This is a genomic window from Betaproteobacteria bacterium (genome assembly GCA_016720925.1).
In the GTDB taxonomy this organism is placed as follows: Bacteria; Pseudomonadota; Gammaproteobacteria; order Burkholderiales; family Usitatibacteraceae; genus UKL13-2.
The window spans coordinates 72,922-87,134 of sequence record JADKJR010000014.1 but is presented as its reverse complement, the minus strand read 5'-3'; the positions used below and the strand labels follow the sequence as shown (position 1 = coordinate 87,134).

Here is a 14,213-nt window from a genome sequence, read left to right as displayed (position 1 = left end):
TGACAGCAAGTCACGAAGCACTTGTGGTGCCGCAGGAATTGCGAATCACGAGTTCGGGATTGATGGTCTGCATTGAATTTCGTACAGGTTCGGCGCTATCGATGATCAGCGCCAGCCGCTCCAGCGCGCGCTCGCCCAGGTCAGCGATACGCACACGCACGGTGGTCAGCGGAGGGGTCACAAATCGCGCGATGGGGATATCGTCAAATCCCGCAAGCGCAATGTCCCGCGGTACTTGCAGGCCCGCCTCATTCAGCGCGAACAGGCAGCCGATCGCCATCATGTCGTTGGATGCGAAGATAGCGGCAGGTCTGGTCTTGAGGGCAAGCAGTTGTTGCCCGGCCCGGTAGCCTGATTCCTCGGAAAAATCACCACGGACGACGATCTCCCGGCTGCCCGGCAATAGAGCCGCCATGGCATCACGATATCCACGCAGACGTTCCTGGGCGTCAAAATTGTTTTCGCCGCCCGAGATAAGCGCGATCTGGCGATGTCCGCGTTCACACAGGTGTCGAACCATGGCATATGCACCGCCATAGTTATCGACATTGAGTGAGGAATAGGTCTCGCCCTCGACGTGCGTGTTCATCAGCACGATTGGCAAGTTATCCGGAAGATTCTCCGCAAGAAACGACGTGCTGACGTGCGGCGACATGATGAGCAGTCCATCGACACGTCCCCGCATGGCACGAATCGCGGCGGCCGCTTCAATGGAATCGCCATGTGAACTCGACACGAGCAAATGCAGCTTGCGTGCGCGGGCGGCGTGGTCGATGCCGCGAATGATTTCAGAAAAGAATTCACCAAACAGGTCGGGCAGCAGCACGCCGATCGTTTCTGATTTGCGCGTGATCAGGCTGCGCGCGCCGCTATGCGGAATAAAGCGAAGCTTTTGCGCGACGCCCAGAATGCGTTCGCGCGTTGCCTCGGTGACGTTGTCGCCACCATTGAATGCACGGGATACGGTCGCGAGAGAAACCTGCGCTTCGCGAGCAACGTCCTTCATCGTGATCGTTTTCAATTGCCTCCTCGTTGCCGCCCACTCCGGGGCAGTTAAACGTTTACATTTTGGAAATGTAAACGTTTTCATTTCAGATGTAAAGCACAAATTGGCCACGGACAGGAACACCCACTCGCGCCGTGTTTACGGCGAACGCCGCATTTGCCGCATTGGTGCGAAGTTGCTGATAATTCGCGGTAACTGTTTGTTTTTAAATGAATGTACACAGCATCGCGGGCTCAAGTTTGAACCCGGCGTTGATTTCGTGCGTTTGCGAGCGGAGGCATGCTGACACCCTAAATGGAAGCGTTGCCAATTCAAGTCGACTTGGGTTCGCCAATCAGTCAGAACGCCACCCAATGGTGGCGATGGACTTGCGGCGAACGGAAAATCAATTGGTCGCGTTACGTCATTCCCGGGATGGTGTCGCAATGATATGCGGGGACTTTTCTATTCAGGCGATCTTGCGTTTTCTTGCGTCGGCAAATCGCGCGGCGCCTGACCGGAATACCGATACGGTATTTCCCGCGGCATTGGCCCCTTGTTGCGCTCGGACCGGCCACTTTGCTCCCAGGCATGTGAAAGAATTCCCACGGCTCGCGAGAGGCAAAAGATGCCGCGCGCGAGCGGTGGCGCGAATCCCAACTCCGCGTAAATTACGGCGCTGGCGCCGTCGATGTTCATGGGAATTGCTTTCCCTTTGCGCGTCTTGAGCTCCTTTTCGATGCCACGTGCGATGTGTGCGAACCGGCCATCGACGGTTCCCGCTGCCGCCGCGTTGTCGACCAGCGCCAGCAGACGCAGTGCGCGCGGATCCGTCGGATGAAAGCGGTGGCCGAACCCTGGAATGAACTTGCCGTGCGCGGCAATGAAATTATCGAGCTGGCTGGCAATGGCTTCCGCCAGCGGCATTTCGGACTGCAAATCATCGATGGCATGAAACAGTTCCACCGCCTGTTGGCCTGCACCGCCATGCACATCATCGAGTGTATTGATCGCCGAAGCCATGGCGCCGTTCAAGGGCAGGCCGCAACTGACGGCCATGCGCGCGATCGCGATCGAAGGCGCCTGTGGGCCATGATCCACCGAGGCCACCAGTGCTGCATCCAGCAACGATGTTTGTCCGGCGGTTGGTAATTCGCCGCGCAGCATCAGCCAGATCATTTGTGGAAAACTGATCTCGCCAATGAGTTGCTCGATCGGGTAGCCGCGTACGCGAATGACACCGGGGGTGATGTCAATGATGTCGGTTCGCCAGTAGTTGGTGGCGAGTTCACGGTCGTTCGAGTTTTTTGCATTCATTGAGGGTCCCTGGGAGCGAATCTGGAAGGCGATCAGCCAGAATTGAATTCTAGTTTGTTGACATCTTGTGCGCGATCGATAAAGTGTCAAGAAATATGACGCTTCCGCTGAAAAATTTTCGCGTGCTCGACCTGAGTAATGTACTGGCAGGGCCATTTTGCGCATATCAGTTGGCATTGATGGGCGCCGAAGTGATCAAGATCGAGTCACCGCAGGGCGGCGATCTGGCACGCAAGCTCGGCGCCGATCCGGAGGCTGCATCCAGGCTGATGGGTACCTCGTTCCTGGCAGTCAATGCCGGAAAGCAGTCGATCACGCTCAACCTGAAACATGCCGAAGGTAAAGCGATCCTGAAAAAAATGGTCGCCGACGCTGACGTGCTGGTCGAAAATTTTCGCCCGGGTGTAATGAAACGGCTTGGCCTGGATTATGACGTGCTGAAGAAATCCAATCCCGGCCTGGTTTACTGCGCGATTTCCGGATTTGGTCAGGATGGCCCGTGGTCAGGCCGCCCTGCGTACGATCAGATCATTCAGGGATTGTCCGGGTTGATGAGTGTGACGGGCGATGCCGATACCGCGCCGCTACGCGCCGGATTTCCGGTATGCGATACCATCGGCGGCATGGCGGCTGCGTTTGCGATCGCCGCCGCGCTCGCCGGGAAAGCCCGAACGGGTGAAGGATGCATGATTGACGTTTCCATGCTCGAATCAACGCTTGCTTCGATGGGTTGGGTCGTATCCAACTTCCTCGCGACCGGCAAAGTCCCGGTTCCCATGGGAAATGAAAACATGACCGCCGCGCCATCGGGTGCGTTCGCGACCGGTAACGGGTTGCTCAATATCGCCGCTAACGAACAGAAACAGTTCGAGGCACTGTGTGACGTCATTGGCAATCCGGCGCTTAAGACCGACGCGCGCTTCGCGGTGCGGGAAACCCGCAAACAACATCGCTTTGCTTTGAAATACCAAATTGAGGCGGCGCTGAAGTCGAGGTCCGCGTCAGAATGGGAAGAGGTATTGAACGACGCTGGCGTTCCCTCCGGTCAGGTGCTTTCCGTGCCGCAAATTCTCGATCACGAACAAGTGAAAAGTCGCGATTTCGTGGTGTCGATGCCTGAAGTTCCTGGTCTTGGCAAGCCTGCTTATGTCTCCCGCGGCGGGTTCATGATTAATGGAGAGGGCGCCAAACCATCGACGCCGCCACCCATGCTGGGCGCGCAGACCGACGCGTGGTTACGAAAGTTGGGTTACGATGCGGATGATATTGTCCGCTTGCGCTCGGAAAAAACAATTTGATCGCGTTTGTCTCTCGTTTGAACGCAGACATGCCGGTCGCAAATTCCGGTAATACGTTTTATTGGTTCGTTTTCATTTCATTACTCGAGGAGAACACTGTGAAAAGCTTTTCCAAAATAGTCCGTACCGGCGCTATTGCCACTGCGTTATTTGCCGCCACATCGGTGTTGGCGTTTGACAGCCTCAAATTCATGATTCCGGCAAATCCGGGCGGCGGCTGGGACCAGACAGGCCGCAATCTCGCGGCGTCGATGCAGAAAGCCGGCGCGGTAAAAAGCATTCAGTTCGACAACAAAGGTGGCGCGGGTGGCACCATCGGCCTTGCTCAATTCGTCAATACATCCAAGGGCGACGGCAATGCCGTCATGGTCGGCGGCATGGTCATGGTCGGTGGCATTATTCTGAACAAGTCCGCCGTAAACCTCGGTATGGTGACGCCGCTGGCTCGCCTGACAGGCGAGTATGAGGTGTTGGTGGTTCCGACAAATTCGCCGATCAAGACCCTCAAGGACCTGATGGACAAAGCCAAGGCCGATCCGGGATCAGTCTCATGGGGAGGCGGAAGTGCTGGTGGTACCGATCATATCCTGGCAGGCATGCTGCTGGCGGCGGTAGGCGTTGATCCCGCGAAGGTCAATTACATTCCGTTTGCCGGTGGTGGCGAGGCCCAGGCGTCGATCCTTGGCGGCCACACGACGGTGTCCATTTCCGGTTACGGTGAATATGCCGCGCAGATCAAGGCGGGCAAACTGCGCGCGCTGGGAATTTCGGCGGATAAACGCGTGCCAGGCATCGACGTGCCGACCATCAAGGAGCAGGGGGTCAATGTTGAATTGTTCAACTGGCGTGGCGTGTTTGGCGCGCCAGGTATCACGGACGCGCAAAAGAAAGACCTGGTGGCCGCCATCGACAAAACGGTGAAAAGTCCGGGATGGAAGGAAGTGCTTACCAAGAATGACTGGACCGATATCTATCTGGCCGGCGATGACTTCAAGAAATATCTTGATGACGAAAACAAGCGTATTGGTGACATTCTCGGCAAGTTAAATCTCAAGAAATAGTGGTGTGCTGCCCTCATTCAATTGGATGAGGGCAGTATTTTCTGCGCAATAAGAAAACAACGAAATGGCGCGAGATACTCCGCACGGAGGGTAATCCATGGCATCACCTGAAACACGTAAAGGGAGAACCGGACAGATAGTTGTCGCTGCCGCGGTGCTGATTCTTGGGATACTGATGGCGGTGGGGACGCTGCAGTTTCCCGAAGCCACGGGTTATGCAAAGGTCGGGCCGAGGCTGATGCCGGCGATTGTTTCGGGCGCATTGATCCTCTTGAGTCTGATGCTTCTGAAAGAGGCGTGGTTCGGCGGCTTCAAGGATGTCGATGAAGAGGCTGCCGCAGCCAATCCCACGAACTGGAAAGCGTTTGCGTGGATTAGCGGCGCGATGATCGTCAATGGTCTGCTGATGGTGCCGGCCGGTTTTGTAATCGCCGGAATCGTGATGTTCGTGATGGCCGCGCGCGGCTTTGGCAGCACGCGCTGGCTAAAGAACGCGGGCATCGGAGCAATCCTCGCGGCAATGACCTACGCTTTTTTCAATTACGGACTGGGCCTGAATCTGCCCGCCGGACTCTTGCCGATCTGACCCTGGGGAGTCCGCGTGGAAATCTTCAATTCCCTGATGTCCGGCTTCAGCGTTGCGTTGACGCTGACCAATCTCATGTGGTGTTTTGTCGGCGTGACACTCGGCACCGCCGTCGGCGTATTGCCGGGTATCGGCCCGGCGGTTACCGTCGCATTATTGTTGCCGGTGACCACCAAGGTTGACCCGTCCGGCGCGCTCATCATGTTTGCCGGCATTTACTACGGCGCCATGTACGGCGGCTCGACTACGTCCATCCTGCTCAACACCCCGGGCGAATCGGCGACGATCATCACCGCGATGGAAGGCAACCAGATGGCCAAGCGCGGCCGCGCCGGGCCTGCACTGGCGACGTCGGCCATTGGCTCTTTCGTGGCCGGCACGCTCGCAACCGTTGCCTTGACCTTTGTCTCGCCGCTGGTGGTCGATGTGGCGTTGAGCTTCGGGCCACCGGAATTCTTCGCGCTGATGGTGCTGGCGTTCGTTACCGTCTCGGCGGTGCTGGGGGAATCCCCGCTGCGCGGCTTGACGGCACTATTCATTGGCTTGGCCATCGGTCTGGTTGGTATCGACAACCAATCCGGTACTGCCCGGTTTGCATTCAACGTTCCGCAATTGCTCGACGGCATCGAAGTCGTGACTGTGGCGGTAGGCCTTTTCGCAGTCGGCGAAACGCTGTGGAGTGCGGCCAAGGACTATAAGGTCGAAGAATCCTTGATACAGATGAGCGGGTCGATCTGGATGAAGGCGGATGACTGGAAGCGCTCAATCGGCCCGTGGCTGCGCGGCACAGTCATCGGTTTTCCGTTTGGCGCCATGCCGGCGGGCGGTGCGGAAATCCCGACATTTATCTCCTACGCGCTGGAAAAGAAGCTGGCGAAGAATCCGGAAGAGTTCGGCCACGGCGCCATCGAGGGCGTTGCCGGGCCCGAGGCCGCCAACAATGCTTCCAGCACCGGCACCATGACGTCATTGCTGGCGCTCGGCTTGCCGACCTCGGCCACTGCCGCCATTCTGCTCGCGGCATTCCAGCAATATGGCTTGCAGCCGGGCCCCATGTTGTTCGTGAATTCCGCTGACCTGGTGTGGGGGCTGATTGCCAGTATGTACATCGGCAATCTCATGCTGCTGGTATTGAACCTTCCATTGATTGGCGTCTGGGTCAAGCTGCTGAAGATTCCGAAGCCGCAGCTCTACGCGGGCATTCTCATCTTCGCCACGCTTGGTGTGTATGGCATGCGCCAATCGGCATTTGATATCTTCCTGCTGTATGTCATCGGCGTGCTGGGATTCCTCATGCGCCGTTTCGATTTCCCCACCGCGCCGGTGATCATCGGCATGATCCTTGGCCCGCTGGCCGAGGCCCAACTGCGGCGGTCGTTGTCGATCAGCCAGGGGGACTGGATGATCTTCCTGCAGAAGCCGCTGTCGGCGTCACTGCTGGTGATCACCGCGCTGATGGTGGTCGGCCCGTGGGTATGGAACAAGCTGAAGAATGGCAGCGCCGACAAGAACGCGAAACACTAAACACTAGCACTGGCGCGGATTTCCGGGCGTTTTAGCCTGGAAAGGCGCGCCAAATGGCGGTCTGCATGTAGCTATTCTCTCGCGGCATATTTCTCAAGCATCGCCAGCACCGCATCGTCGATACCGATACCTTCACGACGCTGCCGTTCCATCTTGCCCAACTCTATTTCTCCCGGCACCAGTACGGGAGCTGCGGGATCGGCAGGTGGCGTCGCATGCAGGATCGCCGCGAAATCGTTCATGCGCTCGGCGAGCCAAGACGCCGGCCCCAACGTGCGAGCGTCGATCAGGATAAAGAAGTGACCCAGGTTCTGCGGCTGTTCCGGCGCATCGAGCCAAGACTTCACGTGCGTAAGGTAGGCCGCACCGGATAACAGACCGGCAAGCAGGTCCACGATCAACGCCATGCCGTAGCCCTTGTGTCCACCAATGGGAAGCAGGAAGCCATCCAGCGCTGCCTTCGGATCGTTGGTGCGATTGCCTTCTTTATCGGTGGCCCATGTATCCGGGATGGCCTCGCCGCGCGTGAGGGCAGAACGGATCTTTGCGCGCGCCACTACGCTGATGGCCATGTCGAGGATGATCGGTGACCCGCCGGGATTGGGCACGCCGAAGCCGACCGGACTGTTGCCCAGGCGCGCATCGCGTCCGCCGGTGGGTGCGATGGTCGTGGTGGAATTGCTGCCGATGATGCTGGCGAATCCCGCTTCGGCCGCGAGGTACGAGTAGGGGCCAATCGGACCAAAGTGATTGCTGCCTCGCGCGAACACAATACCGACGCCGAATTCGCGAGCAATGCCCATCGCCGTCTCAAGCGCGCGAAATCCCACCAGCGGTCCGACGCCGTTGTTGCCATCAAGCTTTGCGATGGTCGGCGCCACGCGTTCGATATGAATCTCCGGCCGCGCTTTGATTCCGCCGAGGTTCAGGCGCTCGCCATACGATTCGATGCGGCTCACGCCGTGCGTGTGCACGCCGAACAGGTCTCCCAACACCAGGATTCTCGCGGCATCGGACGCATCGGCTTCAATCAAGCCGAAGCTTTGTAACGCCCGGGTCGCCAATTGCTGGAGCGTTGTTTCGGGAACAAGTGTTGTCATACGATAATTGCTTTAAGTGAACGTTTTGCCGGGCTCATTCCGCCGTGATCTTTCCATCCTTGATCACCTTTGCCCAGACCGTCGATTCCCGCTTGATCGTGTTTGCCAATTCCCCGCGGGTACCGGGCATGGGGGTCAGGCCATGCTTGTTGAGTTGCTCGCGCACGTCCGCGGAATTTAAAACCTTCACCAGTTCCTCGTTCCAGCGGTCAAGAATATTCTTCGGTGTCTTGCCGGGAGCAACGAACGCGTACCAGTTGCTGGCATCAAAACCGGAGAAGCCGGATTCTGCGATGGTCGGCACATTAGGCAATGAAGGCAGGCGGGCGATACCAGTCACGGCCAGTGGGCGCAATTTTCCGGCTTCTATGTGCGGCGCCGCAGTCGACGGTGTTGAATAATAGGCGGTGATACGACCGGCAAGCAGATCAATCATGGCCGGTCCGCCCCCCTTGTATGGGACGTGGACAATATCCACACCGGCGCGCTGCTTGAACATCTCGCCGGCGAGGTGTGACGCGGATCCAACGCCAGTAGACGCGTAATCAAGTGTGCCGGGTTTTGCCTTGGCCAGTGCCAAAAATTCCGCAAACGTTTTTGCCGGAACATCCGCATGCACCACCAGTACATTGGGAAAGCTCACGCCCATCGTTAGCGGCGCCAGATCCTTTTGCGGATCGTAGGGCAGCTTGGCAATCAGGTGCGGCGCGATGCACAATGGACCGACCGAACCGAGCAGAATGACCGACCCGTCCGGCGTTGCATTGGCGACCTGCTGGTGCGCGATGTTTCCACCCGCGCCAGCGCGATTGTCGACGATCACGGCGAGACCAAGATTCTCGCCCAGTTTCTTGGCGATAATGCGCGCCGCCGTATCAGTTGCGCCACCGGCGGCGAAACCGACCACCATCGTGATGGTTTTTTTCGGAAATTCCTGTGCGGCCACAATCGTGCCAAGGCAAGGGAATGTCAGGGCCAGCGCCATTGTGGCGAGGCGAACGAACAGATTTCGCATTGTCATACTTGTCTCCGGTGCGGGGTTGTAGGTGCTTTAGAGTCTACGTTTGTGATGAAGAGAATTCGCGTTGCGCCGAACTATTCAGATTCCAATCGCAAGCGGTCAGGCATCCGCTTCTCGATCGCAAATTTAAGCAATGCGGCGCCGCGATAGAAGCCATGTGCGAATTTGCCGTAAGGCAGCGTGAGGAAAAGCGCAAGCACCACGCCGAGGTGCACCGCCAGCAGCAGCGCCATGAACCCCGAATCGCGCCACCACATCAAGGCGAGGCCGGTCAGGCTGATCAGGAATAGCAGTGCGATGAAGCCACGATCCATCGGCTTTTGCCGAGCGTCGCCGTGCGCCGGGTGGCGTTGCAAATTTAGCCACAGCAATCCGGCCGGGCCAATCAGGAGGCCGATACCGCCGGTGATGCCGAGTAATACCGGTAAACTGGTCAGGGCATAGGGTGCATCGAGCTTGAGCAGGTAGTGATAGAGCGTGGCAACGCTGGTCGACGCAAAACACAGCATGAATCCGTAGAACGTGAAGTGATGGAAACGCTTACGCCAAAGCGTGAATGCATCGTCGGCATTGTTGCAGCCTTCGCCGTGGCCGCCACCCAGATATTTCAGTCGCAGTACATTGTCGGTTGCTTCGACGGCCGCCGAAAGCGAGGCATCACTTGACGCCATGCCCGGCGTGACGTCGCGCCAAAAGCGCGCCACACCAATCATCAATGCCAGCATCGAAAAACCAAACACGATGCCGAACATCGTCGCCATCAGGTTGTGTGGGAATACTGCATAGAAATCGCCCGCAAGCGGCGCGTGAATGAGTGAACCTTGCCGCATCACTGCCAGCAGCAGAAACAAGGCGAGCCCGGCTGCCGTGGCCAGCGACAACGTCAGGCCATTTCGCTTATAGAGTGCGCCCATCGCCGCCGGCCAGGCATAGTCGGCATATGTCTTGCCGCGCACGGTCGCCATCGCCTTGGGGACATTGACCGCGAACTCATGTGGTGGCGCGTATTGGCACGCATGCAAACACGAACCGCAGTTGTGGCACAGGTTTGATAGATAGTGAATGTCGGCCTTGCCGAATTCGAGGCGGCGCGTCATCGCCGGGAACACGGCGCAGAAACCCTCGCAATAGCGGCAGGCATTGCAAATCTGCAACACGCGGCCCACTTCGGCCTCGTCGGCATTTAGCGGGATGATGCCCAAGGCCAATTCGCTTGCCTCACGCGTGAGTGCCTCAAGCCGCGGCATGCGCATTTTCCTTTTTCATTCCTGTCGCGGCGGCGGCGGCCTGCGTGCCCGCGATGCGCCCGAATGCGGTGCCGATCGCCATCCCCACGCCAGCGGTATAGCCCTTGCCGAGCACATTGCCCGCCATCATTTCGCCCGCGACGAACAGATTGGCGCTGGGCACGCCGCCGAAATGCACCGCCGCCTGCTCGTTTACTTTAAGCCCCAGGTAAGTGAATGTGATGCCGGGGCGCAGCGTGTATCCATAATAAGGCGGCGTATCCAGCGGCAGCGCCCAGTGCGTTTTTGCGGGAGTCAGACCGTCCGTATGGCAGTCGTCAAGGGCGGTGTGGTCAAAGGTGCCAACGCGGCAAGCGGCGTTGAAAGCCTCAACCGTGTTGACGAAAGCGTCTTCGTTCAATCCGAGCAGGCGCGCCAGTTCCGGCAACGTGTCGGCTTTCGCGCCTGGAAACACCGGTGGCATGAAGCGGCCCACGGCCTTGGCATCGATGATGGAGTAGCCGATCTGCCCCGGTTGCCCGGCCACCAGCCGGCCCCAGATGGCATAGCGCTTCGGCCAGAAATCTTCACCTTCGTCGTAGAAACGCTCGGCATTGCGATTGAGCATGATGCCCAGTGATACGCAATCGACGCGGGTACATATGCCGCCGTCGTATAGCGGCGCGCGCGCATCGATAGCCACGCAGTGCGATTGTCCCGGATCGCCCACGGGATCTGCGCCTGCCTCGATCATGAACTTCAGCAATACGCCCATGTTGAATCGCGTGCCGCGAATCAGGAAATTGTCGGCCGGCCATTCGCCGGACTCATTCATGCCCCATGCCTCGCGCAGCCATTCACGATTCGATTCAAATCCGCCGGCAGCCAGCACGCAAGCCTTCGCTTCAATGCGTTCGGCACCGATGCGCACCGCTTTGAAGCGACCGTCGTCGAGCTCAATGGCATCAACCGGCGCGTTATAGCGAACCTGCACGCCCAGTTTTTCGGCGCTGCGGTAATAGGCGTTCATCAGGGCCTTGCCGCCACCCATGAAAAAGGCATTGGTGCGGGCCACATGCAATGCGCCCGACAGCGGCGGCTGAAAATGTACGCCGTGCTGTCTCATCCAATCGCGGCAAGTGGCGGACGCGCGGATCGCCATGCGCGCGAGTTTTTCGTTGGTGAGACCGCCGGTGACCTTCAGCAAATCCTGCCAGTATTCTTCCTCGGGGTACGCCTCGATCAACACGTCCTGCGGCACATCGTGCATGCAGCGCAGATTGCGTGTGTGTGGCGAGTTGCCGCCACGCCATTCGCGCGGCGCGGCCTCCAGCAGCAACACCGAGGCGCCGGCTTCGCGTGCCATCAGCGCGGCGCACAAGGCCGCATTGCCACCGCCGATGACGAGCACATCGATCATGCGTTGCGTCCCGCGCTGATTGTCTTGAACGATTGAACCTTCCGCGTCACGCCGTGCTCCTTCATGGGAATAACCTTACTTTAGTGGCGGAACTTGCATTGCGCCAGCCCGCTTTGGGCAAGGGGTCTTCACGATGGGTGAAGAGTGGCGCCCGCCCAGCGTCCCTCGCGCACCAGCGTGCGCGCGACATCGGCCAGCACCACGCGCGCGGCCAGGCCCGCCGGTGACAATTCTTCATCGGATACGCTCACCAGCAAATTGGGCCGGCGCACATCGGCGTCGGAAATTTCAATCACCGCCAGCGCGTCGCCGCTCAGACGGGCAATGGCCGCGCCCGGCTGGATGGTCGCACCGTGGCCGGCGCGTACGGCGTCCATCAGCATCGCCAGCCCGTCGATTTCCGCCACGACGCGCGGCTCGCGTTTGGCCCGCGCAAACGCGGCGCTCACCAGCGCACGCAATCCATGCGGGCCGCTCGGCAGGATCAATGGCATATCGGCTACCTTTGCGAGCCGCACCTTGGCGGAGGACGGCAGGCCGGGCAATGTGCGCGCGGCGATCAGGAACAGGCGTTCCTCCAGCAAGGGCATCACGCTCCAGCGCCGCGCGATATCGGCATGAAACAGTACTGCCAAGTCGAGCTGGCGCGCGTTGAGCATGTTCGCGAGATGTCCCGACAAGCTTTCGACCATGTGCAATCTCACCTCGGGATATCGCTCGCGCATCGCATCCATCAGCGGCAAACCGAGGACGGCGGCGGTGGTGGGTGCGAGCCCCACACTGACATGGCCCGACAACCGCGCCTGCTTGGCCGCGCGACCCGCTTCGTCGGCGTGGCGCAACGCGAGTTGCGCCTGCCGCCAGAAGGCGAGCCCGGCATCGGTCGGCGTCACGCCGCTGGAACTGCGATTCAATAATCGCGTCGAGAGTTCACTTTCGAGCCGGCTGATCTGCTGGCTCAATGCCGAGGTGACCACGCCCAGCTCATCCGCCGCGCGGCCCATGCTGCCGAGCTCAACGACGCGGACGAAATAGCGTAGCTGGCGAAGTTCCACAGTGCCTCCGTAGTCGTAATGATTGCGATGCGTTGATGTTAAATCTTTATGGCGTCTTTTCCACGCGGTAGCGGAGGAAGACATTCATGTCACTCGGTTACGCGAAAAAACCCCGTCGCTGCGGCGCAGGTTGAAGGGGTATTTCGCGATGCGACGCATCGCGCCCACTGAACCGGGTGGCCATGCAGGGTCACCCATGCGCCCGCGCACCCGTGGAAAGGGCCCCGATCCGTCCACGATTTCGAATGTACGATGAACTGTTCGGGACCTGTTCGTTGTTTGTGAGCAACATCTGCCATGACCTACCCCTGTCGGTCGTCTGTCGGGTACTAAATGTCACCCAATGGGGCTTCCACCTCTGGCGGAACCGCGAACGGTCGACGCGCGGTATCGAGCGTGATCGGCTGCGCGCCGACATCCGCACGGTGTTCGATGCCCATCGCGGCCGTTACGTCGCGCCGCGCCTCACCCGGGTGAGGCGCGCGCAGCACGGCTACGCCGGTAGTGAGAATCGCATCAAGGCGCTGATGCGTGCGATGGGACTTCGCGCCGCAGCGGGCAGGAAATTCAAGGGAACGACCGATTCCGCGCATGCGCTGCCGATCGTGGCCAATCTGCTCGGTCAGGATTTCAATTGCGATTCAAGTGCCGACTCCACCTCGCATTTGATGCATTTTTTCTCGAAAAACGGCTTTTCCTACAGCCTCGTTGAACGTCCGCTTTCGGGCAATCTGAAGGGCTATAGTGGGTCGAGGCAGACCCAGGGGCCAATGATGCGTTTGTCGCGCTGAATGCGCAGCTCAACTCGGCCGTCTAAGCCGTGGTTATTTTTTCTTTTCCAAGCGATCTGCTCCCGGGTTTCTGTGGTCCAAGGTGATCAGGCCAAGACGTTGATATTCAGCGGAAACAGGATCGTTCCATATGCTGGCTGCAGACTTGATATCCAGGTAATCCAAGACAAAACGGGAATGATCTTTGGTTTCAATTTCGCACTCCCCGCGATACTTCCAACCACCTTGCCCGGCATTATTTTCAACATTCATTCGCCGGAAAGCCCCCTCAATCACGCTGCCGTCATTGAGCACAACCCGGACAATGCCCCCGACTGGAATATGTTGCGAAATCGTGACTATGTGATTTTGATCAGCGGAGTTTTCAGTCCAGCGTGCCATCTTTGTTTCTCCAAAAAAATATTGATCGACGTGAGCAGGGACTGCTTTTACCTAGCATGACTGAGAAAAGGAAGTCCAATTGGCCTCCGATCAACACGGCTTACACCGACGCGCGCCATCTATCGTCGATTTTCGTCCGACTTCATGTGATTGAAAAGCCTATTCTTCCATAAAGAAGCCGATGTTTGACTTGTGTCAAGTCGAAATCTCTCCTTCTTTCTACCATGAACTGCAGCGAATCTGGACGTTGGATCCGGCCTGAGGTAGCGGCTGCTTAATGTGATTTGTGCAACGCAAAACTATTTGTCTCTGGAGAATGACTGTGACGCCTGACAAAAGCCCAACTGCCGATTCCAGCACACCGACCCCGCCCGCCTCTTCTGCACGCCCATCGCCTATCGTTCCGGACGCAGCGGCCACAACCATCTCGCGGCGCAACTTTCTGGCA

13 protein-coding genes are annotated in these 14,213 nt (G+C 58.6%); 5 read left to right on the top strand and 8 right to left on the bottom strand.

What is annotated here, in order from left to right; all coding sequences use genetic code 11:
- Nucleotides 1-10: 10 nt before the first annotated feature.
- Nucleotides 11-1,090: a LacI family DNA-binding transcriptional regulator gene (locus IPP88_17460; GenBank protein MBL0124434.1), complete on the bottom strand. Its 1,080-nt coding sequence runs from the start codon at nucleotides 1,088-1,090 to the stop codon at nucleotides 11-13.
- 360 nt (nucleotides 1,091-1,450) lie between these two features.
- Nucleotides 1,451-2,302: a citryl-CoA lyase gene (locus IPP88_17455; GenBank protein ID MBL0124433.1), complete on the bottom strand. Its 852-nt coding sequence runs from the start codon at nucleotides 2,300-2,302 to the stop codon at nucleotides 1,451-1,453.
- A gap of 95 nt (nucleotides 2,303-2,397) precedes the next feature.
- Here IPP88_17455 and IPP88_17450 point away from each other — a divergent pair, with 95 nt between their 5' ends.
- The 4 genes from IPP88_17450 (at nucleotide 2,398) to IPP88_17435 (ending at nucleotide 6,771) form a co-directional block, all read left to right on the top strand.
- Complete coding sequence (locus tag IPP88_17450) at nucleotides 2,398-3,600, top strand: CoA transferase (protein MBL0124432.1); 1,203 nt, start codon at nucleotides 2,398-2,400, stop codon at nucleotides 3,598-3,600.
- Nucleotides 3,601-3,629: 29 nt separating this feature from the next.
- Nucleotides 3,630-4,661, top strand: coding sequence for a tripartite tricarboxylate transporter substrate binding protein (locus tag IPP88_17445; protein MBL0124431.1), 1,032 nt, complete (start codon nucleotides 3,630-3,632; stop codon nucleotides 4,659-4,661).
- 97 nt (nucleotides 4,662-4,758) lie between these two features.
- The gene (locus tag IPP88_17440; protein ID MBL0124430.1) at nucleotides 4,759-5,247 is read left to right on the top strand and encodes a tripartite tricarboxylate transporter TctB family protein; all 489 of its coding nucleotides are present in this window, start codon (nucleotides 4,759-4,761) and stop codon (nucleotides 5,245-5,247) included.
- 36 nt (nucleotides 5,248-5,283) lie between these two features.
- Complete coding sequence (locus IPP88_17435) at nucleotides 5,284-6,771, top strand: tripartite tricarboxylate transporter permease (protein ID MBL0124429.1); 1,488 nt, start codon at nucleotides 5,284-5,286, stop codon at nucleotides 6,769-6,771.
- A gap of 71 nt (nucleotides 6,772-6,842) precedes the next feature.
- Here IPP88_17435 and IPP88_17430 read toward each other — a convergent pair whose 3' ends face one another.
- The 5 genes from IPP88_17430 to IPP88_17410 form a co-directional block, all read right to left on the bottom strand.
- Nucleotides 6,843-7,871 carry an Ldh family oxidoreductase gene (locus IPP88_17430; GenBank protein MBL0124428.1) on the bottom strand — a complete coding sequence of 343 codons (1,029 nt, stop codon included), beginning with the start codon at nucleotides 7,869-7,871 and terminating at the stop codon, nucleotides 6,843-6,845.
- Nucleotides 7,872-7,905: 34 nt separating this feature from the next.
- Nucleotides 7,906-8,856 (bottom strand): tripartite tricarboxylate transporter substrate binding protein, encoded by a 951-nt coding sequence (locus tag IPP88_17425; GenBank protein MBL0124427.1) that lies wholly within the window; start codon nucleotides 8,854-8,856, stop codon nucleotides 7,906-7,908.
- Nucleotides 8,857-8,966: 110 nt separating this feature from the next.
- On the bottom strand, nucleotides 8,967-10,139 hold the full coding sequence (gene tcuB / locus IPP88_17420) for a tricarballylate utilization 4Fe-4S protein TcuB (GenBank protein MBL0124426.1): 1,173 nt from the start codon (nucleotides 10,137-10,139) through the stop codon (nucleotides 8,967-8,969).
- Complete coding sequence (gene tcuA / locus IPP88_17415) at nucleotides 10,126-11,538, bottom strand: FAD-dependent tricarballylate dehydrogenase TcuA (GenBank protein ID MBL0124425.1); 1,413 nt, start codon at nucleotides 11,536-11,538, stop codon at nucleotides 10,126-10,128. The genes tcuB and tcuA overlap by 14 nt, the downstream gene beginning before the upstream one ends.
- Before the next feature lie 128 nt (nucleotides 11,539-11,666).
- Nucleotides 11,667-12,593, bottom strand: a complete 927-nt coding sequence (locus tag IPP88_17410; protein ID MBL0124424.1) for a LysR family transcriptional regulator — start codon at nucleotides 12,591-12,593, stop codon at nucleotides 11,667-11,669.
- A 245-nt stretch (nucleotides 12,594-12,838) separates the two neighbouring features.
- Between IPP88_17410 and IPP88_17405 the strand changes: the two genes are divergently transcribed.
- Nucleotides 12,839-13,384 carry a transposase gene (locus IPP88_17405; protein MBL0124423.1) on the top strand — a complete coding sequence of 182 codons (546 nt, stop codon included), beginning with the start codon at nucleotides 12,839-12,841 and terminating at the stop codon, nucleotides 13,382-13,384.
- 33 nt (nucleotides 13,385-13,417) lie between these two features.
- Here the strand turns inward: IPP88_17405 and IPP88_17400 are convergent, their stop codons facing one another.
- Nucleotides 13,418-13,765 (bottom strand): hypothetical protein, encoded by a 348-nt coding sequence (locus tag IPP88_17400; GenBank protein MBL0124422.1) that lies wholly within the window; start codon nucleotides 13,763-13,765, stop codon nucleotides 13,418-13,420.
- Between the last annotated feature and the right edge of the window lie 448 nt (nucleotides 13,766-14,213).